This is a genomic window from Actinophytocola sp., assembly GCF_035942955.1.
In the GTDB taxonomy this organism is placed as follows: Bacteria; Actinomycetota; Actinomycetes; order Mycobacteriales; family Pseudonocardiaceae; genus DASYTH01.
In genome coordinates, this window is the sequence record NZ_DASZCQ010000144.1 from 1 (window position 1) to 26963 (window position 26963).

At 72.7% G+C, this 26963-nt stretch carries 25 protein-coding genes and 1 tRNA gene; 8 read left to right on the plus strand and 18 right to left on the minus strand.

The window, feature by feature from the left end; translation table 11 throughout:
* The 7 genes from VGX25_RS14450 to VGX25_RS14480 all read right to left on the minus strand — a co-directional run.
* The coding region (locus VGX25_RS14450) for a glycosyltransferase (protein ID WP_326918287.1) at positions 1-1062 on the minus strand (1062 nt) is incomplete at its 3' end.
* Positions 1063-1249: 187 nt separating this feature from the next.
* A complete protein-coding gene (locus tag VGX25_RS14455) occupies positions 1250-1861 on the minus strand; it encodes a hypothetical protein (protein ID WP_326918288.1) in 612 nt (203 codons plus the stop codon).
* Complete coding sequence (locus tag VGX25_RS14460) at positions 1858-3762, minus strand: glycosyltransferase (RefSeq protein ID WP_326918289.1); 1905 nt, start codon at positions 3760-3762, stop codon at positions 1858-1860. The genes VGX25_RS14455 and VGX25_RS14460 overlap by 4 nt, the downstream gene beginning before the upstream one ends.
* Positions 3759-5084: an rRNA adenine N-6-methyltransferase family protein gene (locus VGX25_RS14465; RefSeq protein ID WP_326918290.1), complete on the minus strand. Its 1326-nt coding sequence runs from the start codon at positions 5082-5084 to the stop codon at positions 3759-3761. Before VGX25_RS14465 ends, VGX25_RS14460 begins: the two co-directional genes overlap by 4 nt.
* 4 nt (positions 5085-5088) lie before the next feature.
* Positions 5089-5529, minus strand: coding sequence for a DUF983 domain-containing protein (locus VGX25_RS14470; RefSeq protein WP_326918291.1), 441 nt, complete (start codon positions 5527-5529; stop codon positions 5089-5091).
* An 82-nt stretch (positions 5530-5611) separates the two neighbouring features.
* Positions 5612-7084, minus strand: coding sequence for a sigma-70 family RNA polymerase sigma factor (locus VGX25_RS14475; RefSeq protein WP_326918292.1), 1473 nt, complete (start codon positions 7082-7084; stop codon positions 5612-5614).
* 187 nt (positions 7085-7271) lie between these two features.
* Positions 7272-7347 (minus strand) — tRNA-Gly (locus tag VGX25_RS14480).
* Between VGX25_RS14480 and VGX25_RS14485 the strand changes: the two genes are divergently transcribed.
* Positions 7318-7638, plus strand: coding sequence for a Txe/YoeB family addiction module toxin (locus VGX25_RS14485; RefSeq protein ID WP_422652978.1), 321 nt, complete (start codon positions 7318-7320; stop codon positions 7636-7638). The genes VGX25_RS14480 and VGX25_RS14485 overlap by 30 nt on opposite strands.
* A 6-nt stretch (positions 7639-7644) precedes the next feature.
* Here the strand turns inward: VGX25_RS14485 and msrA are convergent, their stop codons facing one another.
* Positions 7645-8307, minus strand: a complete 663-nt coding sequence (gene msrA, locus VGX25_RS14490; RefSeq protein WP_326918293.1) for a peptide-methionine (S)-S-oxide reductase MsrA — start codon at positions 8305-8307, stop codon at positions 7645-7647.
* A 134-nt stretch (positions 8308-8441) separates the two neighbouring features.
* Here msrA and VGX25_RS14495 point away from each other — a divergent pair, with 134 nt between their 5' ends.
* Positions 8442-9740, plus strand: a complete 1299-nt coding sequence (locus tag VGX25_RS14495) for a flagellar basal body-associated protein FliL (RefSeq protein ID WP_326918294.1) — start codon at positions 8442-8444, stop codon at positions 9738-9740.
* On the opposite strand, the gene VGX25_RS14500 is transcribed toward VGX25_RS14495, so the two are convergent.
* The 3 genes from VGX25_RS14500 to VGX25_RS14510 all read right to left on the minus strand — a co-directional run bounded on the left by VGX25_RS14500 (position 9741) and on the right by VGX25_RS14510 (position 13319).
* On the minus strand, positions 9741-10016 hold the full coding sequence (locus VGX25_RS14500) for a hypothetical protein (RefSeq protein WP_326918295.1): 276 nt from the start codon (positions 10014-10016) through the stop codon (positions 9741-9743).
* A complete protein-coding gene (locus tag VGX25_RS14505) occupies positions 10013-11920 on the minus strand; it encodes a glycosyltransferase family 4 protein (protein ID WP_326918296.1) in 1908 nt (635 codons plus the stop codon). The genes VGX25_RS14500 and VGX25_RS14505 overlap by 4 nt, the downstream gene beginning before the upstream one ends.
* A gap of 118 nt (positions 11921-12038) precedes the next feature.
* Complete coding sequence (locus VGX25_RS14510) at positions 12039-13319, minus strand: alginate O-acetyltransferase AlgX-related protein (RefSeq protein ID WP_326918297.1); 1281 nt, start codon at positions 13317-13319, stop codon at positions 12039-12041.
* Positions 13320-13409: 90 nt separating this feature from the next.
* On the opposite strand from VGX25_RS14510, the gene VGX25_RS14515 reads away from it, so the two are divergent.
* Positions 13410-13592 carry a hypothetical protein gene (locus VGX25_RS14515; RefSeq protein ID WP_326918298.1) on the plus strand — a complete coding sequence of 61 codons (183 nt, stop codon included), beginning with the start codon at positions 13410-13412 and terminating at the stop codon, positions 13590-13592.
* Positions 13593-13596: 4 nt separating this feature from the next.
* On the opposite strand, the gene VGX25_RS14520 is transcribed toward VGX25_RS14515, so the two are convergent.
* A complete protein-coding gene (locus VGX25_RS14520; RefSeq protein ID WP_326918299.1) occupies positions 13597-14262 on the minus strand; it encodes a response regulator transcription factor in 666 nt (221 codons plus the stop codon).
* Positions 14259-15290, minus strand: a complete 1032-nt coding sequence (locus tag VGX25_RS14525; RefSeq protein ID WP_326918311.1) for a sensor histidine kinase — start codon at positions 15288-15290, stop codon at positions 14259-14261. Before VGX25_RS14525 ends, VGX25_RS14520 begins: the two co-directional genes overlap by 4 nt.
* A 234-nt stretch (positions 15291-15524) precedes the next feature.
* Here VGX25_RS14525 and VGX25_RS14530 point away from each other — a divergent pair, with 234 nt between their 5' ends.
* Positions 15525-15938 (plus strand): PPOX class F420-dependent oxidoreductase, encoded by a 414-nt coding sequence (locus VGX25_RS14530; RefSeq protein WP_326918300.1) that lies wholly within the window; start codon positions 15525-15527, stop codon positions 15936-15938.
* Here the strand turns inward: VGX25_RS14530 and VGX25_RS14535 are convergent.
* Positions 15935-16732: a methyltransferase domain-containing protein gene (locus VGX25_RS14535; RefSeq protein ID WP_326918301.1), complete on the minus strand. Its 798-nt coding sequence runs from the start codon at positions 16730-16732 to the stop codon at positions 15935-15937. The two genes, VGX25_RS14530 and VGX25_RS14535, sit on opposite strands and share 4 nt — an antisense overlap.
* A 9-nt stretch (positions 16733-16741) precedes the next feature.
* Entirely contained in the window at positions 16742-18895 is a 2154-nt protein-coding gene (locus tag VGX25_RS14540; RefSeq protein ID WP_326918302.1) for a molybdopterin oxidoreductase family protein, read from the minus strand.
* Between the two features lie 56 nt (positions 18896-18951).
* On the opposite strand from VGX25_RS14540, the gene VGX25_RS14545 reads away from it, so the two are divergent.
* On the plus strand, positions 18952-20724 hold the full coding sequence (locus VGX25_RS14545) for a long-chain-acyl-CoA synthetase (protein ID WP_326918303.1): 1773 nt from the start codon (positions 18952-18954) through the stop codon (positions 20722-20724).
* Here the strand turns inward: VGX25_RS14545 and VGX25_RS14550 are convergent.
* Entirely contained in the window at positions 20721-21662 is a 942-nt protein-coding gene (locus VGX25_RS14550) for an oxidoreductase (RefSeq protein ID WP_326918304.1), read from the minus strand. The genes VGX25_RS14545 and VGX25_RS14550 overlap by 4 nt on opposite strands.
* 53 nt (positions 21663-21715) lie before the next feature.
* Here VGX25_RS14550 and VGX25_RS14555 point away from each other — a divergent pair, with 53 nt between their 5' ends.
* Both VGX25_RS14555 and VGX25_RS14560 read left to right on the plus strand, forming a co-directional pair.
* A complete protein-coding gene (locus VGX25_RS14555) occupies positions 21716-22678 on the plus strand; it encodes an aldo/keto reductase (RefSeq protein WP_326918305.1) in 963 nt (320 codons plus the stop codon).
* A gap of 19 nt (positions 22679-22697) precedes the next feature.
* Complete coding sequence (locus tag VGX25_RS14560) at positions 22698-23456, plus strand: SDR family NAD(P)-dependent oxidoreductase (RefSeq protein ID WP_326918306.1); 759 nt, start codon at positions 22698-22700, stop codon at positions 23454-23456.
* Positions 23457-23478: 22 nt separating this feature from the next.
* Here VGX25_RS14560 and VGX25_RS14565 read toward each other — a convergent pair whose 3' ends face one another.
* The gene (locus VGX25_RS14565; protein WP_326918307.1) at positions 23479-24576 is read right to left on the minus strand and encodes a hypothetical protein; all 1098 of its coding nucleotides are present in this window, start codon (positions 24574-24576) and stop codon (positions 23479-23481) included.
* Positions 24577-24735: 159 nt separating this feature from the next.
* Positions 24736-26379, minus strand: coding sequence for a TM0106 family RecB-like putative nuclease (locus VGX25_RS14570; RefSeq protein ID WP_326918308.1), 1644 nt, complete (start codon positions 26377-26379; stop codon positions 24736-24738).
* Between the two features lie 87 nt (positions 26380-26466).
* Here VGX25_RS14570 and VGX25_RS14575 point away from each other — a divergent pair, with 87 nt between their 5' ends.
* Entirely contained in the window at positions 26467-26913 is a 447-nt protein-coding gene (locus VGX25_RS14575) for a DUF6474 family protein (protein ID WP_326918309.1), read from the plus strand.
* Positions 26914-26963 lie beyond the last annotated feature (50 nt).

Genomic DNA, 26963 nt, shown 5'->3' on the forward strand with positions numbered 1-26963 from the left:
GCCGCGGGCGGTGCGCGGGGCGGTCAGCGAGCGGTCGCCGGCGAACCGGACGTCCCACGACGGCGTGTCGACGGCCAGCGCGTTCTCCGGGGAGCGCACGGCCGCGGCGGAGGCCCGGGCCAGGGTGTAGGCGTCCGGCGCGGGGGCGGCGGTGCGGCCGTCGAGCAGCGAGCCGGCCAGCTCGATCAGCAGCTTGGCCGAGCCGGGCAGGTCCAACGACCGGACGAGGTCGTAGGCGGCCGCGCGCAGGGCCCGCTCGCGGTCGGGGTCGGCGCACAGGGCCGCGGCCACCGAGCCGAGCGACTCCGGCCGGGCGATCACCAGATGCTCGCCGGGGATCAGCGGCCCGAGGTCGGTGGACGGCTCGCTGACGACCACGCAGCCGTTGCACATGGCCTCGAGGGTGCGTACCCATTCCAGGGCCTGCTTCCGCTCGCGGTGCAGGTTGATCAGGACCCGGGACCGGGCCAGGTGGGCCAGCTTGGCGGCGCCGGGCAGGAAGTCCACCCGCGCGGCGGACATCATCTCGTGCGGCGGGGTGAACAGCCGGGTCCGCAGGTGCTCCAGCTCGCGGGCGTAGGAGCCGAGCAGCACCGAGCGGCGGCGCTCGGCGGTGCCGAGGTAGGTCACGTCGACGTCGCGCGGGCCGGCCGGGTCGCCGCCCCACATGTCCCACAGCGGGCTGTAGCCGAGCTGGAAGTGCTCGACCGCGATGCCCCGGCGGCGCAGCTCGGCAGTCGAGTCGGGGTTGATGTCCACCGCCGCGCCCAGCGCGCCGACCAGCGAGGCGTTGCGCTCGAACGTGGCCGTGCCGGGATGCTCGACGCAGAACCCGATCGTGCGGGCGCACAGCTCGGCGTCCGGGAAGCCGTCGTCCGGGGTGACCACGAAGTACTCGTGCGGGACCACGACGTACACGGTGTCCGGCCCCGGCGGCGGGATCCGCCCGACGAGCGTTCTTGCCGTGCCGCCGGCCGAGCGCACCGCGTCGGCGACCACCTCGAGCAGCTCGGCCATGAACGCGGAGCCGCCGTCGGCGGAGACGAAGCACAGATCGGTCACTCCGTCACCTCGCAAGCTCGGTGCCGGCGACCCTGCCACCTCGTTCCTCGGTGGCAGGGCAGTGCTTGATCGTTCGCTCCGCAGGCTCCGCTCGGATCCGTCACCTCGCAAGCTCGGTGCCGGCGACCCTGCCGCCTCGTTCCTCGGTGGCAGGGCAGTGCTTGATCGTTCGCTCCGCAGGCTCCGCTCACGTGCGGGGGATCTTCCTGCGTACCGCGCGCAGCGGCCGGGTCACCCGCCAGCTGAGCGTCTGCCGGGTCGCCTCCAGCTCCCGCGCCAACTCGCCGGCCCTGCGCTCGGCGGCGAGCACCCGCTCGGCGTCCACAGTGGACTCGGCGACCGGGGAGTCCTCATCGGACTCGCCGGCGGCCAGCGCCAGCTCGGCGTCCAGCAGCCGCAGCCGCACCGAGTCGCGCTCCTGCCGGGTGGACGCCAGCTCGGCGCGCAGCGCGTCGCGCTCCCGCCGCAGGATGTCCACATCGGACTCCAGGGCGGCCGCCCGAGCCGACATCGTCGCCAGCTCGGCCGAGACGGCCGACACCCGCTCGGTCAGCTCGGTGACCCGCCCGGTGAGCTCGGCGATCCGCTCGTCCTTGCCGGCCAGCCGCTCGGTGGCCGCGACCACGTCGGCCAGCTCCTGCTCGGTGGCGGCCAGCCGGGCCTTGAGCCGGTCCTGCTCGGCGGTGAACACCTCGCGCTCGGCGCGCAGCCTGGTCAGCTCGGCCTGCACCCGGCCGGGGAGCTGATCGGTGATGTCCCCCGACCCGATGGGTGAGATATCGGATGAAGACGCTGTCAACGTGATCCCCCGTGGTCGGCGAGGTCGGTCAGGATCTGGGCGTACTCGCGAGCGTAACCGGCCGGGTCCAGCCAGCCGGACAGCGCGGCGTGCGCGGCCCGTGCCATCTCCCGGCGCCGGGCCGGCGGGGTCTCAAGGGCGCGCAGCAGGGCCGCGGCGAGCGCGTCGACGTCGTTGGTCTCGAACAGCCAGCCGGTCTCCCCATCGGTGATCATCTCGCGGGCGCCGAAGACGTCGGTGGCCGCGACCGGGACGCCGCAGCACACCGCCTCCAGGATCGACCGGGGCAGCGACTCGATGTCCGAGCTGTTCACGAACAGGTCCGCGGCCTGCAGCCAGGGCGTGGGGTCGCGCTGGATGGGGATCAGCCGGATCACGTCCTGCAGGCCGGCCCGGCGGACGGTCTGCTCCAGTGCCAGGCCATACGGCGAGGGATGTAGGCCGACGATGTCCAGCCTGGCTTCCGGGTGGGCCCGGTGGATCCGCTCCATCGCGCTGATCAGCGGGCCCTGGCCCTTGCGGGACTCGGCGACGCCGATGTTGACCAGCACCACGTCGTCCGGCGAGAAGCCCATGAGGTTGCGCACCTGGCGGCGGATCTCCGGCCGGGTGCGGCCGCCGAACTTCCACATCGGGGTGCCGTAGCGGACCGTGCGGCAGCGCTCGGGCTTGCTGTACGGCAGGAACATCTCCCTGGTCGCGTCGGCCACGAACAGCAGCAGGTCGACCTCGGCCAGCGTGCTGTGCCAGCGCGACCAGACCGCGGCCGGCGGGATCTCCGGACCCCAATTCTGGTGCGCGAAGTCGGGCAGCGTGAAGCTCTCGTGGATCACCCAGGCGGTCGGCAGCCCGGCCCGCTTGGCGGCGTCCGCGGCGACGAACCCGCCGAGCGTGTTCACCAGCGCGACGCCCGCGCCGGAGCACTTGGCGAACCGGGCCAGCTCGCCGACGTGCCCCTCGTAGGCCGGCACCGACGAGTGGCGGTAGTGCGTGGTGACGTGCACCGGGATGCCGAGCTCGGCGCAGTCCGCGCGCAGCGGGCCGTCGGTCTCGCTGACCAGGCTCGCCCGCCAGCCGTGCTCGGTGACCAGGCGGCCGAGCAGCTCCTGCAGCCACAGCTGGCCGCCGCCGACGCCAAGGCTGTGCGTGAGCACCAGCACGTGCCGCGGGTCGGTGCGGACCTCGACCCGCGCCAGCGCCCGTGCGGTGTCCTCGGCCAGCTCCTCGGCCAGCTCGGCGTCCTCCGGGTCGGCCGGCGGGTGGCGCAGCACGAACGTGCGCTTGGGCGAGACGTGCTCGCCGACGCCCTCGGTGCGGTAGCGGACCCACAGCGACAGCGTGCGCTCCTCACCCGGCGGCAGGTCGATCGGCACCCTGGCCTCGAACCCGCTGATCGCGGCGTCGGCGAAGGCGGGGAACTCCTTCGGCACGTCCTTGCGCGGCAGCCGGGTGCGGGCCCGGACCGTGCCGCCGCCCTCGACGTGCACCTCGACCAGGCTCGGCGCCCGGCTGTCCAGCAGGGCCCAGCCGCAGACCAGCACCACGTGCCCGATCGACGCCCGCTCGGCCGTGGGCGCCTCCAGCTCCCCCAGCCACAGCGGCGGCTCGCCGGGCAGCGTGCCGACGGTCAGCGCGCACCCGGTCAGCACCTCGCCGTCCGGTCCCTCGACGACCATCCGGTGCACGCCGGACGGCGCCCAGGTGGCCGGCAGCGCGCGGAAGCCGACGGCGCCGGGTGGCGCGCCGGGGCACGGCTCGGCCGTCAGGTTCGCCTCCTCGCCGGCGATCCGCACGGCGATCTCGTCCAACCCGCCGACCCCGGTGACCCATCCGCGCAGCTCGAACAGGTGGCTCACCGGCCGGGTCGGCGCCAGCACCCCGGCGGTGCGCACGGTCGTCATGTGTGTCGTACCTCGTCCCAGTTCCGCTCGGCATGGCCGATGCCCAGCGAACGGTACCCGGTCGCCCGTTGCTCGAGGCGCCGCTCCCACACCGCGCGGACCCGGGCCCGGATCTCGGTGGTGCCGCGCTCGCCGCCGCACGAGCCGAGCACGCCGAACCGCACCTCCCGGTCCACCGCGGCGTCCACATAGGACGGATCAAGGCCGAGCAGCACGCCGAGCCAGCCGGCCAGCTCCCGCATGGTGCCGCCGGGCGCGGCGCCGGCCCAGCCGGCCTCGGTGAGGTGATGGGCGAGCACCAGCAACCCGCGCTCGGTCACCTCGCGCACCCCGGCGTGCGCGTGTGTCCACTCCAGATCGATCGGGCGCAGCGCCGGGCCGTCGACGAGCACGTTGTGCGGCACCAGATCCCACAGTCCCGGGTGCGCGGCCTCGGCCCGGACCAGCTCGCGCCAGCCGGCGAGCAGCTCGGTCACCCGCCACGGCTGTTCGAGCAGCACCGCGAGCATGGTCGGGGCGTCGTGCACCGGGTCGGTGAACGACCGCACGCAGATCCCGCCGGCCGGCGCCGGGTCGGGCCGCAGCGGCGCGTGCCGGACCTGTGCCCCGGTCGCGGTCCGGACCACGTCGGCCCGGGTGCAGAAGACCGCGGCCCGGTCGGCGGTGTTGAAATAGCAGGCCAACCGGGTCGCCGGCCACCGAACGTCGCCGGCGAGCAGCAGGTGGCCATGGCGGCCGGCCGGATCGAGCGCGGCGGCCAGCCGGGGCCAGCTTTCGATCAGCTCCTCGGACAGCACCGCCCGCGTGATCCGGTGGTCCGGCGCGCAGGCAAGCACCGTGGGCGCGGGCCAGCCGGCCGCCGCGAGAGCGGCCTCCACCTCCCGGCGGCCGGTGCGGTCGTCGACGCGGACCGCCACCGCTCCCGCGGAGCGCAGCGCGCGCAGCAGGCCCGGCGTGGCGTACCGGTGCGCCACGACGGCCAGATCATGATCGCCGGCGGGCAGCTCACGGCCCACCCGAACCCCGTCGAGGTCGGCGGTGCGGGTCGCGGCGACCTCGGCGGCGGCCGGATCCGGCTCGACGGCGTGCACCCGCGCGGCTCGCTCGCCGAGGTAGCGGGTGAGGGCGCCGTACTCGGCGCCGATCTCCAGGACGGTGTCGGACGGGGCGATGTCCAGCGCACGCAGCACGTTGGCCCGGCCGTGATCGAGGTGGTAGCGCTCGGCCGGGTCGGTCGCCGCGAAGTGCAGCTCGTCGGACAGCGAGCCGCGATCCCGGGCGTTGGCGATGATCGCGGGGACGAGCTCGGCCGCGGCAGCCAACGGCTCAGCCGACCGGCTTCAGCGGGCCCTCGATGCCGGGCATCGACTCGTCCTCGATCGCGCGGGCGATCTGGGCCATCTGCTGGCGCACCTTGAACATGCCGCGCACCACGCCTTCCCACTGCTCGGTCGGCTTGCCCTCCCCGTCGTCCCCGGTGGCCGCGATGATCGTGTACGGCCGGCGCAGCGCCCAGCGGATCGGAAAGAACAGCACGACGAGCAGGATCAGCAGGATGAGCCACAGTGGCGGGCTGATGTCGGCCGAGGCGCTCCAGACGACCAGGACCAGGGTCAGCACCACCACGAAGGCCAGCATGACGAAGCCGGGACCGTGGCCGGAGCTGACGTCGTGCTCGAAGTCGTCGGCCTTGGTCGGACTCCGCCATTCCATCTCGGCCTGCAACGTCCAGACTCGCTCGTCCCGGCCGCGAACCACCCGCACCATGTTCGAATTCTCGCATCGCACGGGCACGGAAAGCGACCGCCGCCGATCATGATCCGCCGGCCGGCGTGATATGGACCAGCCGTCAGGGTCCGCTCGGCCCCGGCGGCTTGGTCCGAGTGGTCGTCTCGGACGTCGGCGGCGCCGAGGACTCCGACGATTCCGCCGGCGCCTCGAGCGTCTTGGCGTCGCCGCTCGTGGTGCCGTTGGGCGTCGTGTACTTCCTGGTCTGCATGTACGTCCTGGTCTGCTCCGCCGAGTTGACCTCGGTGACCGAGGTGGTCTCGACGGTCACCATGTAGCCGTCGCGCTGCTCGGTGTACCGCTCGACGGAGGTCTGCCGGTAGACGACCGGCGCGTTCTCGTCGTATCCCACGCCGCGCGCCGTACCGGCGTCGGCGGCCTGCGCGTTGCCGCCCGGCCGGGTCGCCGGTGCGCGCCGCGACGTGGTCGGGACGACGGCCGCGGTGCTCAGCGAACCCGTGGTCAGCGCGATGGACTCGGGCACAGACGGCGTGGCCGCGGTGGACTCGGTGATCAACAACTCGACACCGCGCCGGCCGTCGAGATCGTCAAGCGCGGCCCCGTCACCGCCCGACCCCCACGGCCCGGCCACCACGCCGAGCACGCCGATCACCGTCGCCGACGAGGCGGCCATCGCCACCTGCACCTTGGCGCTGGCCAGCACCCCCTTGACCGTCCCGAGGAACCCGGTCGCGGCCGCCTGCCAGCCGGCCACCGCCGCGACCGGGACGGCGAGCATCCCGGCGTGCACGCGCAGACCGGAGCACACGTCGCGCAGCTCGGCGTGCATCGCGGTGCAGGACGGGCAGCCGGCCAGGTGCGCGCGGATCCGCCGGCGCTCGGATCCCTTGATGCAGCCGGCGGTGTACGCGCCCAGCTTCTCCAGCGCCTGCCGGCAGCCGGTGGAGCTGCGGTCGGCGGTCAGGTGCGCCTGCAGGTACGCCGCGCGCAGCCCCTGGCGGGCCCGCCGGGCCAGCGCGGCCGTGGCGTTGGCGGACAACCCGAAGTTGGTGGCCACCACCGCCGGGCGCTCGCCCTCGACCTCGACCTTCCACAGCACGCTTCGCCAGCGCTCGGGCAGGCTGGCGAACGCCCTGGTGATCAGGTTGCGCTCGGTGGACTGCCCGGCCGTGTCCGGGTTCGACCCGGCGCGATGGGTGAGCTCCTCGTCGGACACCGGGACGTCGCGCCGCCGGGTCCGCCACTCCCAGGCCACCCGCCGGGCGACGATGAGCAGATAGCCCCGCACGTTGTCAACGGGTCCCGCGCCCCGGCGGATCGCCTGCAGCACCCGGAAGAAGGCCTCCGCTGCCAGGTCCTCCGCCTCGGCCCGATCGCTGACGAGGCCGAACGCCAGCCGCCGCACCGCGGTCGAATGCCTGGCGAACAGCTCCCCGAACGCCGAGTCCTCGCCGGCCCGCAGGCGTTCCAGCAGCGCCCGATCCTCTTCCGCCGCATCGGAAGTGCCCGCCCGGCCAGCAGGTGCCGCACCAGTGGAATCGGCACCAGGGACAGACCGGTCAATCGCGGTCATCCGGCTAGATACCTCCTCCCGGCGACCACTTGACTGGCGAACAACATGCCACAGGACGATTGCCCACAGTCGGCAAACGTGAAGAACGTTAATGGGAAGCCGACGAAAGTATTAGGCCGTCCGGCCCACCCCTAGGGGACTGCATGCGGTCTAACCCGATCCACACGACGGCCCCGGGCTCGGTACGTGGAGCGGACGACGGGACTCGAACCCGCGACCCTCACCTTGGCAAGGTGATGCGCTACCAACTGCGCTACGTCCGCACGGTGCTCGCTGCAGTCTACCCAACCGCGGCCCTGCCCCGGCAGCCGATCTGTACGTACAACGACCACATCTGGTGGCGGACCGAGGATCGGAAGATCCTCAACCGCATCAACGCACTCATCGCGGACACCGCCCGCAATGGCAACGAGGGGATCGGCAAACCCGAGGCGTTCAAGCACGGGTTCCAGGGCTACCGGTCGCGTCGCATCACCGACGAGCACCGACTTGTCCACACACTTGCGGGCGACGAGATCCGGATCGCGGCCTGCCGCTATCACCACGGCAGGTGAGGTCTGCTACGCCTCATTGGTCGTCAGGCCGACGGGGCAGGAGACGCCGGTGCCGCCGAGGCCGCAGTAGCCGTTGGGGACCTTGTGGAGGTACTGCTGGTGGTAGTCCTCGGCGTAGTAGAAGTCGGACAGGTCGGCGATCTCGGTGGTGATCGTGCCGTGGCCGCCGCGGGTGAGGGCGGACTGGTAGGCGGCGAGGCTGGCCTCGGCTTCCGGGCGCTGGGCGGGGTCGGTGAGGTAGATGGTGGAGCGGTACTGGGTGCCGACGTCGTTGCCCTGGCGCATGCCCTGGGTGGGGTCGTGGCCCTCCCAGAAGACCTTGAGCAGCGCGGGGTAGGAGATCACCGCGGGGTCGTGGACGACGAGGACGACCTCGGCGTGGCCGGTGCGGCCGGTGCAGACCTCCTCGTAGGTCGGGTTGGGCGTGTAGCCGCCGGCGTAGCCCACGGCGGTGACCCAGACGCCGGGCGTCTGCCAGAACAGGCGCTCGGCGCCCCAGAAGCAGCCCATCCCGAACACGGCCCTGCCATAGCCCTCGGGGAACGGCGGGAGGATGCGGCGGTCGGGGAACACCGCGTGGTGGGTGGGCACCGGTAGCGAATGCGGGCGGCCGGGGAGGGCCTCGGCCTGGTCGATCATCTGGGTCTTCTGGCGTCCGAACAGCACCATGACGTCCACTGTACGAGCGTGCCGGGGTTGATTCGGAAACGATTCGACCCACCGGCCACCGGTCACCGCCACCCGGCGTGCACAATGTCCGGGTTCGGGGCACGGCCGACGCGTGTGGCGAAAGGGGGCCAGGGGTGTCCTGGCAGGAGGAACTCCGCAAGCTCGACGAAGAGCTCGCCGCTGGGCAGATCTCCGCGGACGACTACCGGATCCGCCGGGACCAGGTGCTTTCCTCCGCGGTGTCGTCCGGCACGGACAGCCGGCCGGGCTCCTCCGAGGCCACGCAGTTCACCCCGGTCCAGCCGGTGCCCCCGGGGCCGCCGGTGCCACCAGGGCCGCCCGTGCCGGCGCCGGTCCAGGGGGACACCGGCACCGGAGAGCAGGGCGACGCCGACAAGACGCAGATCGTGCCCGGCCAGGGTCCGGCCCAGGGCGACGCGGACCGCACCCAGGCGGTCGGCGGCTGGCAGACCGCCCGGCCGGGCGATGCCGACCGGACCCAGGTGGTGCCGGGCGTGCCGCCGCAGGCCTTCGCCGGCGGCCAGCCGCCGCGGCCGGCGCCCGGCCAGGGCCCGTACACCCCCGCACCCGGTTTCCCGCCGCCGCCGCAGGGTTGGGGCCAGCCCGAGGACGACCTGGGCGCGCCGTGGGCCGGGTCGGTCTTCCCGCCGCTGGCCCCGTCCGGCAGCCCGGACTGGGTGCGGCAGGGGCCCGAGGTGTTCGAGGAGCGGTCCTCCTCGGCCGGCAGGAGGACGCTGCTCATCCTGCTCGTCGTGCTCGTGCTCGGCGGCATCGGCGCCGGCCTGTACTTCCTCGTGCTCAACAAGGACGACAGCGGCGCGAATCCCCCGCCGCCCGGCCCGACCACCAGCCAGCCGAAGACCACGACCAAGTCGACGACCACCACCACCCGGCCGGCCGACCCGTTGCAGGCGCTGCTCGAGCAGATGCCGAAGCCGCCGGCCAGCCAGCAGCAGCAGGCCAAGGTGCTCGACCTGGCCCAGCTGGCCGAGCTGAAGCTGCTGGATCCCCCGGAGATCGAGCTGCTCAACAAGGCGGGCGTGACGAAGGTGCCGTGGAAGTCGGCCGTGCGCAAGGCTCCGGAGGACGGCCCGACGCCGGATGCCTTGTCCGCCATGGTGATCCCGTTGAACAGCGCGGCGGCCGCCGAGCAGCTGCTCAAGGATCTGCGCGCGTACCAGGAGACGGTCGGGTTCATCCACGTCCCGGAGCCGCTGCCGAACATGCCTCCGTCGGTGGTGTTCGAGAAGGCCTTCCCCCCAGGACAGTCGATCTACCGGGGCCTGTACGTGTCCGGCAAGAACCTGATCCGGGTGACCACGATCCAGAATCCGTTCACGAAGGAAGAATCGCTGAGCGGCAGCTACCGCAACCACACCGAGGCGATGCTGCGGGTCTTCGAGGCCAAGTAGTCAGCGCAGCCGGCGGACGGCGCGCAGCGGGGCGGTGATCCGCCAGCTGATCGTGGCCCGGTGCGCGTCCAGCTCGCGCCGCAGGTGCTCGGCCCGCACGGACAGCTCGGCCACCCGAGCGCGCAGCACGGCCAGCTCGGCGTGGGCGTCGCTGTCCGGACCGGGCACGGAAGTCCGATCCGCCAGCAGCTGGTCGCGCTCCGCGCGGACCCTGTCCAGCTCCGCCCGCGCCTGGTCGCGGTCCCGGCGGAGCGCGTCGAGATCCTGCCCGGTCATCCATTCCGTCCTTCCACGGTCCCGGCGAGGTTGCCGAGGATCTTGGCGAGCTCCGCGCCGTAGCCGGCCGAGTCGAGGAACGGCTCGACGTGCGCGTGCGCCCGGTCGGCCAGCCGGGCGCGCTCGGCGGCCGGGGTGTCGAGGGCGCGCAGCAGGCCGGCGGTCAGCGCGGTGAGATCGTTGGGCCGCATCAGCCAGCCGGACTCGCCGTCGGTGATCAGCTCGCGGGCGCCGAACACGTCGGTGGCGAGGACCGGCACCCGCAGCGCCATCGCCTCCAGGATGGTCCGCGGCAGCGACTCGATGTCCGAGCAGTTGACGAACAGGTCGGCGATCCTGAACCAGGGCAACGGATCCCGCACGATCGGCAGCAGGCGCACCCGGCCGGCGAGCCCGCGCCGGGCCACGAAGTCGCGCAGCGCGTCGCCGTACGGGCAGTCGTAAACGCCGACGATCACCAGATGGGCGTCCGCGTGCCGGCGGCGCGCCCGGTCGAACGCGGCGAGCAGCGGGCCGTGCCCCTTGCGCGGCTCGGTCACCCCGACCGTGAGCAGCACCGTGGCGTCGGCCGGGATCCCGAGCCGGTTCCGTTGCACGGCAACGGGTTCCGCGGCCGGCAGCACGCCGGGATCGATGCCGTACCGGACGGTCAGGCAGCGCCGCGCGGGGGCGTGCGGCAGGAACATCTCCCGGGTGGCGTCGGCGACGAACACCAGGGCCGACGCGGCGGCAAGGCAGTGCCGCCAGCGCTGCCGCACCACCGGCGCCAGGCCGTCCGGACCCCAGTTGAGGTAGGCGAAGTCGGCAAGCGCGAAGCTCTCGTGGATCGCCCACGCGACGGGGAGTCCGGCCCGCAGCGCGGCATCCACCCCCGGGAACAGGCCGAGCGTGTTGACCAGGACGCAGCCGGCCCCGCTGGCCCGCATCAGCAGGCTCAGCTCGGTCACGTGGCTTTCGTACGGGGCCGCGTCCTGGATTCGCCGGTAGCCGGTCAGCCGCACGGTGATCCCGAGCGCCTCGAGCTCGGGGCGCAGCGCTCCGTCGGTCTGCGCCACCACGGTGATCCGCAGGCCGTGATCGCGGACGAGCCGGCCGAGCAGCTCGGCCAGCCACAGCTCGCCGCCGCCGATCCGCAGGCTGTGCGCCAGGACCAGCACGTGCCGGGGATCCGGCGCGGGCGGCGTGACGGCAAGGAGGCTGCGGGTCACGCCGATGGCCCGGCGACCGGTGGCCAGCTCCTCCGGGTCGGCCGCCCGCAGCCGCACGGTGCACTCCCGCGGCGGCGCGATCCACACCCGCCCGTCCCGGCTCCAGCCGCGGACCCGGACCGTGACCCGCCGGGACTCACCCGGTGACAGCTCGACCGGCAGCCGCGCCTCGAACCCCGCCATCACGGCGTCCGGGACGTCGGGCACGGACGCGGCCAGGTCCGGTCGCGGGATCATCAGCCGGGCGTCGACCGGCCGGCCCCCGCCGATCGCCACCTCGACCCGGCCGGGCAGCTCGTCGTCGAGCAGCAGCCAGCCGGTCACGGCCACCAAGTCGCCGGCGACCACGGCGTCCGGGACCGGGTTGTCCACCCCGCCCCGTGCCGCCGGCACCGGCGCGCCGTCCGGCCGCACGTCCCGGCGGGCAAGCAGCCGACCATCCCGTGTGGACAGTTCGACGGTCACCTGCTCGCCGGCACGGGCGCCGGACACCGTCCAGCCCCAGACCGGCCAGTCCGGCGGCAGCCCCGGCACCGTGTCCGGGTAGGGCTCGTCGATCCGCACCTCGGCCGGCCGGCCGCCGAGCGTGGCCGACAGGGCCGGGCGGGGGCCGGGACCGGCCACCCAGCCGGACACCGACATGCCGCCGGCGGTGCTCCGGGCGGGCCCGGCCACGGCGGCCAGCCAGGGGGACATCGGATGGCTCCTGTAGGAACGGCTCAATCCGTCACCTCGCAAGCTCGGTGACGGTGACCCTGCCACCTCGTTCCTCGGTGGCAGGGCAGTGTTTGATGGTTCGCTCCGCAAGCTCCGCTCACCTGATCGGGCGAGCGGCGAGGGTGGCGCTGATGGTATCCAGGTAGGCCGGGTTGGTGATCGGGCTGACCCCCGCGGCGAGGTGGCGCTCGACCACCTCGACGACCACGGTGTCGGCGTCGGCCATCCGGTTGGCCATGCCCTGCGCGTCGGTGTTCAGCCGCTCCACGTGCGTGATCGAGATGTCGGCGAAGGTCGCGGCGAGGAACCCGGTGGCGAACTGGGTGTACGAGTCGGCGATCATCGCCACCCGCTTGGTCACCATGCCGTCGACCGGCGCCGACTGGTAGATCAGCGGGGTCCGGAAGTCGCTGTTGATCCAGTTCGTCCGGTCGTCCCGGCCGTCCGGGGCCAGCCGGTAGCGCATCGCGGAGTTCTGCCCGGAGGTGCCGATCAACGTCGGCAGGTCGGCGTTTCCCTGCCAGGTCGAGCCGGGCAGCACCCGCCAGCTCGAGGTGCGGCCCGGCTGGACACGGTCGGCGAGGGCCCTGGTCATGGTCAGCCCGCCGTCGAACATCCAGTGCGTGTCCTGCTGGAAGTAGACCGGCCGGCCCAACCGGATCGACTCGTCGCGCAGCGGCGCCCGCAGGTCGAGCAGGCCGACCTCGGTGGTGAGCCGCCCCCAGAACTGCGCGCCGACCTTGGCCGCGCATTCCTTGCCGCCGTACCGGCTCGGCAGGTACTCGGGCACCATCGTGGACTTGTCCGGGGCCACCGCGAGCACGAACGTCCGGCCGGACCCTTCGACCGCCTGCCGCAGCCGCTTGAGGTTGGCGACGATCTCGTCCATGGACTGCGACGGCTGGCACTTGCCCTGGGTGTCGAACCCGAGATACAGCCAGCCGTCCCTGCCCTCGATCACCTGGGGGAACCCGCCGGTCGGCCGCCGGTCGGGGGCCTCACCCGGGTCGGGCGTCTTGGTCGGCGGCGGTGGCGGCGGGGCGATCGGGCCCGGCGCCGGCACCTGCACGTTGCGGTCGAACCGGGGCGGCTCGCCGAAGACGTGCCGGCTGATCCAGTCGGAGAGGGCGACCGCGCCGGACTTGTACGCCAGGTGGTCGTTGGCCCACGGCCCGAGCTGGGTGAAGAACGCCCAGCCGTCGGCCGGGCTGGGAAACTCGTTGGGGCGCCGGTTCTCGTTCGCGTTGGACGGCCCGAACAGGATCACCGAGATGCCGGGGAGGAAGAAGAACACCAGCGCGCAGACCAGGGCGAGCCGTTGCGTGCCGTGCCGGGGCCGGTAGAGCGAGTGCTCCCGGGGCAGCCAGGACTCGTGCACCGCGGGCAGTGACCGAGTGGGCGGCCCCCCTGACCCAGTGACCGTCACGGTAATGGACGATATCCGACCGGTTCACTCGCCCGGACCGGCGTGTTGCGCGTGCGCCCGGCCGGCAGCGGGCAGACCATCGAGGGCGTCGCACCGAACCACTACTACACGACGAGGGAGGCGAGCATGTGGATGCAGATCGTGGCCGTCGCGGTCGTTGCCGTGGTGTTCCTGGTTCGCCTGGTGTTTGCGCTGCACGACCGCCCGAGCAAGCCCGAGAAATGAGCTCCTAGCGGGGATGGGGGCTCACCAGGCCGGACTCGTAGGCCAGCACGACCAGCTGGGCCCGGTCCCGGGCGCCGAGCTTGGTCAGGATCCGGCTGACGTGCGTGCGCGCGGTGGCCGGGCTGATCACCAGGTGCGCGGCGATCTCGTCGTTGGACAGCCCGCCGGCCACCAGGGCCAGCACCTCGCGCTCGCGGTCGGTCAGCTCGCGCAGCACGCTGGTGTCCAGCCGGCGCTGCTCGGGGCGGGCGATGAACTCGGCGATCAGCCGGCGGGTCACGGTGGGTGCGAGCAGCGCCTCGCCGGACGCGACCACGCGCAGCGCCCGCAGCAGCTCCACCGGCTCGGTGTCCTTGAGCAGGAACCCGCTCGCGCCCGACCGCAGCGCCTCGAACACGTACTCGTCGATGTCGAACGTGGTCAGCACCAGCACCTTCACGCCGGCCAGCTCGGGATCCCCGGTGATCTGCCTGGTCGCGGCCAGCCCGTCGAGCACGGGCATGCGGATGTCCATCACCACCACGTCCGGGCGCCGCTCGCGGGCCAGCCGGACCGCCTCGGCGCCGTCGGCCGCCTCGCCGCACACCTCGAAGCCGTCCTCGGTGTCCAGCAGCACCCGGAACCCGGCCCGCACCAGCGCCTGATCGTCGGCCAGCACCACGCGGATCACGATTCCACCACCGGAAGCACCGCTCGCACCTCGAAGCCTCCCTCGGGTCGCGCCCCGGCGGTGAGCGTGCCGCCCAGCGCCGCGGCCCGCTCGCGCATGCCGCGCAGCCCGTTGCCGGAGCCGGAGCCGGGATCGGGGTCGACCGAGCCGGAGCCGTCGTCGGACACCACGACCTCGATGCTGCCGGCCGTCCTGGCGAACCGCACGCGGATCCGGCTGGCGTCCTTGGCGTGCCGCACGGCGTTGGTCAGCGACTCCTGGACGATCCGGTACGCGGCCGAGTCGACCGGCGCGGGCAGCTCGCCGGGGTTGCCGTCGACGTCGACCCGCAGGCCCGCGGCGGCCGTGGGCTCGGTCAGCTCGGCCAGCCGCCGCAGGCTCGGCGCCGGGGCCCGGCCCTGCCCGGAGCGCAGCACGGCCAGCGTGGCGCGCAGGTCGGCCAGCGCGGTATGGCTGGCCTCCTTGATCGCCAGCAGCGCCGCCTTGGCCTGTTCCGGCCGCCGGTCGGCGACGTGCGCGCCGACCCCGGCCTGCACGTTGATCATCGCCAGGCTATGCGCGACCACGTCGTGCACCTCGCGGGCGATGCGCAGCCGCTCCTCCTCGGCCAGCCGCATGGTCCGCTCCTCGGCCCGCTCCCGGCGGGCGGCCATGGTGTTGCGCCGGGCGGTCAGCGCCGCGCCGGCCGCGACCGCCATGCCGGACCAGGCGACCACGAAGCCCGCCCGGCCGTCCAGCCCGCCCTGGAGGACCAGGCCGGCGACCACCCAGCCGGTCAGTACCGCGGCCCCGGCCACACCGGCGACGAGCGGACCGCGTCGCATGGTCAGGCTGAACAGGGCGAAGATCGCGTAGACCGCGGCCGGGCCGCCGGGGTGCCCGGTCGCGTAGTAGCTCCACACCAGTGCCGAGACGGCCAGGAACACGGTCAGCGGGTACCGGTTGCGCGCCAGCAACACCAACGCCGGCGCGGCCAGCCATGCGTACTGCGGCGCGTCCAGCGCCACGTCCTCGCGCCGGGCCACCATGGCGGTCACGAACACCACGAAGACGCCCATACCGAGCGCGAGGTGGGCGCGACCGAGCCAGGAGCCTCCGAGCACGCCACGGACGCTACGGCAGCGCCGGTTCCGCGCGCGTCCGGCGGCAAGCGGCACTCGCGGCTACGCCCGGACGCGTAAGCGGACGCGAGGCCGTGGGGTGGGCGGGTGGGACGGCCTCGCGGGAGCGACCATCGGACACGGGCTGGCAGGATCGTCGGCATGGCAGAGACCTTGCCGCCCGAGGTGCGGCCGCTGTTGCAGGCTCCGGTGTTCGTGGTCATGACGACGATCAACCCGGACGGCTCGCCGCAGTCCAGCGTCGTGTGGGCCAAGCTCGACGGCGACACGGTGGTGATCTCGACCATCCGCGGCCGGCGCAAGTGCCGCAACATGGAGCGGGACCCGCGGATCACGCTGCTGGCCTACGACCCGCAAGATCCGTACGTCTACGTCGAGCTGCGCGGCACGGTCACGCTCTCCGAGGAGGGCGGCGTCGAGCTGATCGACGAGCTGAGCCGGGCCTACGACGGCAAGCCGTGGACGGTCCGGCCCGCCGAGACCCGGGTGGTCGTGCGGTTCACCCCCACCAAGGTCATCCACCACCTCGCCGCCCAGAGCAGGAAGAAGTCCTAGGGCGCGCAGAGGATCTCGCCGTGGGTGATGGCGAACCAGCCGTCCTCGCTGGCGCCCCACTCGCGCCACGCGGCCGAGATCCGCTCGCGGTCCTCCTGGGTGGCGAACCCGGCGGCCACCGCCGCGTCGCCGATGCCGGGCGCCAGGATGCGCTCGGCCCACATGCCGCTCCAGAACTCCCGCTCCTCGGGCGTGGCGAAGCACCATGTCGTTGCGCTGCAATCAATCGTGCTGAACCCGGCCCGCCTGGCCCAGGACAGCAGGCGCCGCCCGGCGTCCGGCTCGCCGCCGTTGTGCCGGGCCGTCCGCCGGTAGAGCGCGAGCCACTCGTCGAGCACCGGGTTCTCCGGATACCAGGTCATCGCGGCGTAGTCCACGTCGCGCGCGGCGACGACCCCGCCCGGCCTGCACACCCGGCGCATTTCCCGAAGCGCGGCAACGGGATCGGCCACGTGCTGCAGGACCTGGTGGGCGTGCACCACGTCGAAGGCGTGGTCGGGAAAGTCGAGCGCCTCGACGTCGCCGACCACGAACTCCACATTGGACAGACCGCGCTCGTCGGCCACCTGCCGGGCGCTGGTCAGGATGTCGGCCACCGCGTCGATCGCGACCACCCGGCCGGGCGCGACCCGCGCGGCCAGGTCGGCGGTGATCGTGCCCGGTCCGCAGCCGACGTCGAGCAGGTCCAGCCCCGGCCGCAGCCGGCCGAGCAGGTAGGCCGCGGAGTTCTCCGCCGTGCGGGACCGGTGCGAGCGCAGCACCGCGCCGTGGTGCCCGTGGGTATAGACCGCCATGGTCGCAGCCTACTGAGCGGGCACCATGGCCTTGACCCGAACGGGCACGCCGGAGAACGCGGCGGTTCCGGTCAGGGCGTCGACGAACCGCTCGTCGGTGACGTCGTTGACGCTCGCCCCGGGATGCGCGGCGGCCACCGCGAGGCGAACGCCGGGCCGGCCGTGGCCCCAGCCGTGCGGCAGGCTCACCACGCCCGGCATGATCGAGTCGGTGACCTCGACCGGGACCTCGACCGTGCCGGACGCCGAGGACAGCTCGGCGACGTCGCCGGCGGCGAGGCCGCGGGCGGCCGCGTCCTCGGGGTGCATCAGCAGCGTGCACCGCGGCCGGCCCTTCACCAGCCGCTCGCTGTTGTGCATCCAGGAGTTGTTGCTGCGCAGCTGCCGCCGGCCGATCAGCACCAACCCGTCCGGCGCCGCGCGCAGCCGGCCGCGCAGCCGGGGAAGGTCGTCCAGGAACTGCCGCGGGGCAAGGTTTATTCTCCGGGAGCGCGGACCGAGCCGGCCGGGCAGCCGCGGCAGCAGCGGGCCGAGGTCCACCCCGTGCGGCTGGTTCTTCAAGCGGGACAAGGACAATCCCCGCGGACCTGCGCGCAGGCCGTACGGCCCGATGCGCAACCACAGGTCCAGTAGCGACTCCGGAGGCAGCCGCCGGCCGAGCGCGGCGGCCACCGCGCCGGCGCCGCGCAGCACCGGGTTGCCGCGACCGAGCACCCGGGCCGCGAGCTCGACGCAGATCTCCCAGTCGTGCCGCTGATCCGGGCCGCGCTCGAACACCGGCGGGGAGTACTTGGCGACGTTGCGGATCGAGTAGTTGGCCAGGATCAGCTCGTAGTGCGACCGTTCCAAGTGGAGGGTGGGTGGCAGGATCACGTGCGCGAGCCGGGTGGTCTCGTTGATGTACGGGTCGATCGAGACCATGAAGTCCAAACCGGACAGCGCGCGTTCCAGCCGGGCGCCGTTCGGTGTCGACAGCACCGGGTTGCCCGCCGCGGTGATCAGCGCACGGACCTGCCCGTCTCCCGGCGTCTCGATCTCCTCGGCCAGCGCCACGACCGGCAGCTCCCCGCCGAACTCCGGCAGGCCGCGCACCCGGCTGCGGTACCGGCCGAAGCTGCCGCGGAACTTCGACATCGCGACCAGCGGCACGGCGTCCACCGCCGGGGTGGTGAACATTGCGCCGCCCGGCTCGTCCAGACGCCCGGTCAGCACGTTGATCGCCAGGATCAGCCACTGCGTCAGCCCGCCGAACTCCTGCGTGCAGGTGCCCACCCGGCCGTAGAGCACGGCCCGGAACGCGCCCGAGAGCATGCGGGCCAGCCAGCGCACGTCCTCGGGCGCCACCCCGGTGGCCGCCGCCGTGCGCTCCGGACCGAACGGCTCGGCCGCCGATCGCAGACCGTCCACACCGGACACATAGCGGCCGAGCCGGCCCAACCGCACGAGGCTCTCGGCGAACAGCACGTTGACCACCGACAGCAGCAGCAGCGCGTCGGTGCCGGGACGCAGGAACAGGTGCCGGTCGGCCAGGTCCGCGGTCTCGGTGCGCCGCGGGTCGAGCACCACGACCCGGCCGCCGCGGGCGCGGATCCCCTTGAGCCGGGCCCGCACGTTCGGCGCGGTCATGATGCTGCCGTTGGACACCGCCGGGTTGCCGCCCAGGCACACGAACAGCTCGGTGCGATCCAGGTCCGGCACCGGCATCAGCACCTGGTTGCCCAGCATCAGGTACGCCGCCAGCATGGTCGGGAGCTGATCGACCGACGTGGCCGAGAACAGGTTGCGCGTGCCGAGACCGCGGAACAGCACCTGGCCGTAGGTGACCAGGCCGAGGTTGTGCGCGGTCGGATTGCCCTGGTACACGGCAACGGCGTCGCGCCCGTGCGCCGCGCGGATCTCCCGCAGCCGCCGGCCGACCAGGTCGAACGCCTCGTCCCAGCCCACCTCACGCCAGCCGTCCCCATCGCGCACCACCGGCCGGCGCAGCCGGTCGGGATCGTGCTGCAGGTCGGCGAGGGCCGTGGCCTTCGGGCAGATGTAGCCGGCGCTGAACGGATCGTCCTCGTCGCCCCGGATGTCGATCACCCGGCCGCCCTCGACGGTCACCGCGATGCCGCAGTTGGCCTCGCAGAGCGTGCAGGTGTGCAGGTGGGTCGTGGCCACGGCCCGCTCCGTTCGCCGTCGGTACCGGAAGCTACTAGCAAGTAAAGTAGCGCATCATGAACGCCGACGGACCCGCCACCGCCCGCCGGATCGGACTGACGGACGTGGTCCGAGCCCTGCCCGGCCTGGCACGGCACACCCCGCAGATCGCCCGCGGCGCCCTCGACCTGCTGACCCTGCGGCCCACCACCCGGGAGTCGATCGGGCACGTCTTCGCCACCCGCGCGGCCCGGCACCCGGACCGGCCGTTCCTGGTCTTCGAGGGCCGCCGGTACACCTACGGCGAGGCGAACGCCTGGGTCAACCGGTACGCGAGCGTGCTGGCCGGGCGCGGGGTCGAGGCCGGCGACGTGGTCGGCATCCTGGCCACCAACCGCCCGGAGACACTGCTGGCCGCGCTGGCGACGGTCAAGCTCGGCGCGATCGCCGGCATGCTCAACCACAACCAGCGCGGGGAGGTCCTCGCGCACAGCCAGCGGGTGCTCGGCAGCCGGGTCCTCGTGGTCGGCGCGGAGTGCCGGGCGGCGCTCGACTCCGCGGGCGAGCCGGTGGGCGCCGTCCTGGACCTTGCCGACCTCGACGCGCTGGCCCGCGCCGCGGACCCCGCCGAGCCGCCCCGGTGCGCCGCCGTCACGGCCGGCAGCACCGCGTTCTACATCTTCACGTCGGGCACCACCGGCCTGCCCAAGGCGAGCGCCATGTCGCACGGCCGCTGGCTCAAGGGGATGGCCGGGCTCGGCCGGCTGGCCGCGCACCTCGGCCCGCACGACACGCTGTACTGCTGCCTGCCGCTGTACCACAACAACGCGCTGACCGTGTCGCTGTCCACGGTGCTGGCCGGCGGCGCCACGCTCGCGCTCGGCCGGTCGTTCTCCGCGTCGCGGTTCTGGGACGAGGTCGTGGCCGCCGACGCCACCGCGTTCTGCTACATCGGCGAGCTGTGCCGGTACCTGCTCAACCAACCGCCGCGGCCGACCGACCGCGCGCACACGGTCCGCCTGGCCATCGGTAACGGCCTGCGCCCGGAGATCTGGGCGGAGTTCACCGAGCGGTTCGGCGTCGAGAAGATCATGGAGTTCTACGGCTCCAGCGAGGGAAACCTGGCCTTCGTCAACGCCTTCAACCTCGAGGGCACCGCCGGTCTGTGCCCGATGCCGTTCGCGGTCGTGGACTACGAGCCGGGCACCGGCCGGCCCCGCCGCGACGCCCGCGGCCGGGTGCGCCGGGTGCGCACCGGCGAGGTCGGGCTGCTGCTGACCAAGGTCACCGACCACTCCCCGTTCGACGGCTACACCGACCGGGACGCGTCCGAGCGCAGGCTGGTGCGCGACGTGTTCCGGCGCGGCGACACCTGGTTCGACACCGGCGACCTGGTGCGCTCCCAGGGCTGGTTCCACATCGCGTTCGTCGACCGGCTCGGCGACACGTTCCGCTGGAAGGGCGAGAACGTGGCCACCACCGAGGTGGAGGGCGTGCTGGCCAGCCACCCGGACGTCGAGCAGGCGGTCGTCTACGGGGTCACCGTGCCGGACACCGAGGGGCGCGCCGGCATGGCGGCCGTCAAGCTCCGCTCCGGCGCCGAGGTCGACGGTCCCGCGCTGGCCCGGCACCTCGTCGACCGGCTGCCGCCCTACGCCGTGCCGCTGTTCCTGCGCGTGGTCGACGAGGTCGAGCAGACCGCGACGTTCAAGAGCCGCAAGGTGAAGCTGCGCGACGAGGGCTACCACACCACCGACCCGCTTTACGTGCTCGCCGGCCGCGAGCGGGGCTACGTCCCGGCCTATCCGGAGTATCCCGACGAGGTCGCGGCCGGGAAGATCCTGATCTAGGGCGTCAGATCGAGGTGGATGCCGGTGAGCTCCTCCGACAGCTCCCACAGCCGCTTGGCCACGTCCCTGGCGCGCGCGGCGTCGAGCGGCTCCACCACGGTCGGGTAGCCCTTGGTCTCGTTGCGCCCGTCCGGGCCGATGAACTGGCCGCTCTCCACGTCCGGATGCGTCGCCGCGTACAGCACCGGCAGCGCGCCCATCTCGGCCGGCTGCGCCATGATCCGGCTGCCGAGCAGCACGGCGAGCTTGCTCAGCCCGGTGGGCCCGGTCGTCTGCAGGTTCGTGGCGACAACGCCGGGGTGGGCCAGCACGCTGCGGATGGGCAGCCCGTTGGCGCGTAGCCGCCGGTGCAGGTCGAGCCCGAACACCACGTTGGCCAGCTTGGACTGGGCGTAGTAGCCGCGCCGCGAGTAGCCGTGCTCGCCGTGCAGGTCGTCGAAGTGCATCCGGCCCTGCATGTGCGCCCGCGAGCTGACCGTGACCACCCGGGGATCCTTGCCCTGCAACAACTTGGTCAGCAGCAGCGCGGTGAGGGCGAAGTGGCCGAGGTGGTTGACCGCGAACTGCAGCTCGTGGCCCGCCTTGGTGAGCGTGCGCGGCGGCATCATCACGCCGGCGTTGTTGATCAGCACGTCGACCTTCTGCACGGCCGCGGCGAACCGGTGCACGGAGTCCAGGTCGGCCAGGTCCAGGTGGCGCAGGCGCAGGTCGGCGTCCGGATGCTCGGCGCTGATCTTCTCAAGCGCGGCCGTGCCCTTGGCCTCGTTGCGCACCGCCATGATCACCTCGGCGCCGTGGGCGGCGAGCGCGCGGGTGGTCTCGTAGCCGATGCCGCTGTTGGCGCCGGTGACGATGAAGGTACGACCCTTCTGACCCGGGATGTCGCTCGCGGTCCACTGACCGGTTGACCCCGTGTCCCCCGCAGGTGTGTCGTTCATGGGCATAGCGTGCCGCACGGGGGCGCCGGCGTCACAAAGGAGGCCAAGCAGCCGTGGAATCGCGTCACCTTGGCGAGTCGGGTCTCGTGGTCAGCGTGGTCGGCCTCGGCGGCAACAACCTGGGCCGGCCGGGCACCGCGGCGGAGTCGCTGGCCGGGGCCAGGGCGCTGGTCGGGGCCGCCATGGACGCCGGGGTCACCCTGTTCGACGTGGCCGACGTGTACGGCGCGCCGCGGGGCCACAGCGAGGAGCTGCTCGGCCAGGCGCTGGCCGGCCGCCGGGACCGAGCCGTGATCGCCACCAAGTTCGGCGTGGACATGCAGGGCGCCAACGGGCCCGACTTCGGGGCCCGCGGCTCCCGGCGCTACGTCCGGCGGGCCGCCGAGGCGTCGCTGCGCCGGCTGGGCACCGACTGGATCGACCTGTTCCAGGTGCACCGCCCCGACCCGGGCACCCCCGTCGAGGAAACCCTTGCCGGCCTTGACGATCTGGTGCGCGAGGGCAAGGTGCGCCACGCCGGCCTGTGCAACCTGGCCGGCTGGCAGCTCGCCGACGCGATGTGGCAGGCACGGGTCAACCGCCTCGCCCGCCCGATCGCCGCGCAGGGCCAGTACTCGCTGCTGGAACGCGAGGCCGAACGCGAGCTGATCCCGGCCTGCCGGCGCTTCGGCCTCGGCCTGCTGCCCTACTTCCCGCTGGCCAACGGCCTGCTCACCGGCAAGTACGCCGAGGGCGCCGACCCGCCGCCCGGCAGCCGCCTCGCCGGCCGGGCCCGCCTGCTGTCCGACGCCCCCTGGGACCGGATCGAGAAGCTCCGCGCCTTCGCCGACGAACGCGAGATCACCATGACCACCGTCGCCATCGCCTGGCTCGCCGCACAACCCGCGGTCGGCTCGGTGATCGCCGGCGCCACCACCCCCGAGCAGGTCACCGCGAACGCCGCCGCCACCCACTGGAAACCCACCCCCGACGACCTGCTGGCCCTCGACGAGATCTGCCCACCGGCACGCCGCTGACCCGCGCTAGCCTCAGCCCATGCGGATCACTGACACCGCCGCGATCGTCACCGGCGGCGCGTCCGGCCTCGGCAACGCCACCGCCCGAGCCCTGGCTGGCGCCGGCGCCCAGGTGTTCGGTCTGGATCTGCCCGCCGCGATCGAAAAGGCCGAGCCCGTCGCCGGAATCACCTACCTGCCAGCCGACGTGACCGACGCCGCCGAGGTCCAGTCCGCGGTGGACACCGCGGCCGGCTCCGGCGCCCCCCTCCGCGTCGCCGTCAACTGCGCCGGCGTCGGCTGGGCCGGCCGCATCGTCGGCAAGACCGGCCCGCACGATCTCGAGTTGTTCCGCAAGGTCGTCGACGTCAACCTGGTCGGCACCTTCAACGTCATCCGCCTCGCCGCCACCGCCATCGCCAAAACCGAACCCGGCGACCACGGCCAACGCGGCGTGATCATCAACACGGCCTCCATCGCCGCCTTCGACGGCCAGATCGGCCAAGTCGCCTACGCCGCGTCCAAGGGCGGCGTCGTCGGCCTCACCCTCTCCGCCGCCCGCGACCTCGCCTCGTTCGGCATCCGCGTCGTCACCATCGCCCCCGGCATCATCGACACCCCCATGCTCGCCGGCGTCACGGAGGAGTTCCGCGCCAGCCTCGCCGCCAACGTCCCCTTCCCCAAACGCCTCGGCCAACCCACCGAATACGCCAAACTCGCCCTCTCCATCATCGACCAGGACTACCTCAACGGCGAAGTCATCAGACTCGACGGCGCCCTCCGAATGGCCCCGCGATAATCACCTGCCAACCGCCTCGACTTCACGTAGCCACCAACTCGGACGCTTGTCCGCGTTCTCTTCGCCGGCGAATGGTGTGGAGGCGAATGAGCAGGCCGATGGATCTTGGTAGCGGACTTTTTACGTATGCGGAGAAGACCGTCATCTGATTGTCGTCGTTGACGACGAAGAGCCGTCCGGACGGATCATATCCGGGCACCTTGATGCCGAGTGATGACAGGAAGCCGGTCACATCCTCCCATTCCTTGGAATAATCGTGGGCGCCGTACATGGTGGCAGGCATGACGAAGACGCATTTATGCAGCAAGCCGAGCTGATGAAGTGTTCTGATTTCCCATTTGGTTCCGGCAAAGTCCAGTGGGACAATCACGATCTGCTCGGCATGGTCCGCCAGCAGCAGCACCTTGTCCCGCCAATCGTCCTCGGTGGCCGCGATCTTCCCGGTTCCCGGGATATCCCAGGTGTGGTCGATCGGCCAGCCGAAATAGCCCTCGGGATGGGTGGACAGGAGCTCTCCGGGAGTCCCTAGGGCGATGAGTGGCCGGTGTGCGGGAAAGGACGCGGCAAGGATGGCTTCGAAGTCCGTTTGAATATTGCCCTGCGGCCCCTCCGGGGTCATCACTGCTATGGCGTTCGACGCCAGGCGGCTCGCGGTTTTGAAGGGGCGAAGATACAAGGAGAACCGAGGACCTGCCGAGGGTCGGCTGGTTTTCAGTCGGAGACGGTCCAATATTAGCTGCGCCGCCCGGTCGCGATACGTTTGGCGAACCACACTCTCCAGCTCCATGAGAGCAAAGGCGGGATACAGTACGAACCAAGCCAACAGCTGCTCTGCGACCAACACTGCGAGCAGGACGACAATGACGAACACCACGTAGCAGGGCAGCCGAAGAAAGATCGTCGGGAAGGAGCCGATGAACTGCCACCCTGAAACAATCGGGCGCACGACGGTGTCGAACAGCCAGATGTACCAGCTGGTCTCGCTTGGCATCCACGGCGACAGGGCAAACGCGATGATCGCTGACCGAGCGATTGGCCCGGTGTGAATAGGTCGCAGCACCATGCACGCGCCGGCGACGCCCACTATGATCAGGACGTTTTTGTCGAAGAGCATGCCCACGAAGACGGCTGTGGCAACTGGAAATGACCAATGGATCAAGAGAAGTAAGCGGCGCACGGCAACCAGCCCTTCTGGCCACACACCTACTGCGGGGAAGCATACGCCGTTTTCATAGACAAGGGGATCTGATCCCCACAACACAACCGACGAGGCAAGACGTTACAGATCGCCCACGTAGGGAATCTCGCGAACGGCCGGGGAGGACATCCAGCGGCGCAGCGTCATCGTGGCGCGGACGTCGTCCTCGTTGTACTCCAACAAGCGCCGGCGCTGGACGTCGTCCGGGCCGGAGCCGTCCATCCCCACCGCATCCCGGTACCAGCGCATGGAGTTCTCCCCGCTGGCCTCCGCGTCGCGCCAGGAGAAGCCGGCCACCGGGGCGATCGTCTTGAGCCCTTTGCCGTGGGAGCACAGGAAATAGTCGCGGACGCTGCCGAACAGGTCGAACCAGGCGTCCGAGTCGATGAACGCCTGCACCCGTTCCTGGCTGGGAATTCCGGGCTTGCCGGCGAACCGCCGCGCCGACGACAGCAGCCAGCGGTTCTCGGCCAGCTCGTTGTAGCAGTACGCCCGGAAGCTCAGCCCGCGCGCCCGTGCCCGCAGCCGCACCACGGTCAGCCACTGCCAGAACTCGGCGAACGACCGGGCCTCGTCGTCGGTGGGCAGCGGCTCCCAGGTGGCGAACGCGCGGTAGCCGGGCGCCTCGCCGACGTCCGCGCCGCTCAGCAGCGCGCCCCACAGGTAGGCGCCGGCGTCGCCGAAGCTCTCCATGTCGACGTCGACCTCGACGTCGGCGCGCGGCACCCGCACGTCCTCGACGCGGCGCACCACGGCCAGATCGGCCAGCCACGCCTTGGCAAGGCCGACCGCGTCGGACAGCGGCATGCCGGCCGGCGGCACCAGATCGCCGGCGCGGGGGTCGAGCGCGGCCAGGTCGTCGACGGTGCGGATACCGGCGGCCCGCAGGGTGGCCCCCTCCTCGCCGCGCACCACCAGGCTGACGTCCCTGGTGGCCAGCAGGTCGGCCTTGCAGGTCGTCCACCACGGGCAGGTGCGGCATTCGACGATCCGGGACGGCTCGGCGAGCGGCCGGCCCCCGGACGCCGCCGCGCTGGCCACCGCGAGGCGGTCGGCGAACCGGGCGTCGTACTCGGCCAGCGCGGTCCGGCCGCCCGGCCAGGTCGGCGCCTCCAGGTCGTGCCAGACGACCACGTCGCCGTCCAGCCCGACCACCCCGCCGACCGGGTGCTCCGGGTCGGCGTGGCCGCTGGCCTCCAGCAGCCGGCGGGCGTGCGCGAGGCGCAGCTGGTCGCGCGGCTGCGGGCGGACCTTGCGGGTGGGGTCGACCCGGCCGGCCGCCGGGGTCGGGGTGTGCAGCGGCGACGTGCGCGCGCCCGAGCCGGGATCGCTGACCTTGTGCCGCACCACCAGCACCGGCACGTAGCCGGAATCCGTGCGGACCAGCAGGTGGATGCCGCCGCGCCGGCCGTTGTCCACGTCCCGCGGCAGCTGCGCGCCCCAGATGTACCTGGCCCCGGCGGCCATGGCCCGCTCGGTGGCGTACTCGCGGTCCGTGCCGCGCAGCTCGGGACCGTTGGGGATCCACGTCCAGTCCGCGCCGAGCAGCGCGGCCATCTCGTCGGCGATGGAGCGGCGGTGCGCCTCGGCGTCGGCTTTGCGCTGCTCGCCGGCGGGGTCGGGCGGGGCCTGCGCGGCGTCGCGCATCGCCGGGTCGTGCTCGAGGTGCACCCGGCGCCGGCAGCGGCTCACCACACCGGCGTCAAGGAGCACCTGATTGTTCACAGTATGCAGCTTAGAGGGCACCCCCGACAGAAAGCGGCACGTCGACCGACCCAGTAGGTTCTTGGCCACACGGAGCACGGAGGGGCGATGGCACTCAGGAAGCGCGCGGCGGCCGGCTCGTCGCGAATCACCCCGGCCAGGGCGAAGAACGCCATCGCCGTGGCGAAGATCGTCGGTCCGGCCGTGCTGCCGGTGCTCACGCCCTACCTGACGAGGACCGCCGGCTCCGTGCGGGACCGGTGGGACCGGCTGCGGGCGCGCCGGCTCGGGGTCGGCATCGACGATCTGGCGAAGTACACCGGCCGGGGCGGCGTGCTGCACGCCAGGATCGCCGGCGCGGCCGACTCGCTGGCCGAGCTCAAGGACTCCGACGCCGCGTTCGCCGCCACCACACGGACCCGGCTGCGCCAGCTCACCGCCGCGGTCCGGGCGGCCGAGCGGATGCCGAGCGCCCGGCGCAAGGCGGCGCACCGCGCGGTGGCCGTCGAGCTCGACCGGATCGAGGGGGAGATCCTCAAGCGGCTGGGTGTGTGATCACGTCCCACCCGCGGCTCTTGCCCGGGCGAATACGCTGCTAAGTCGTG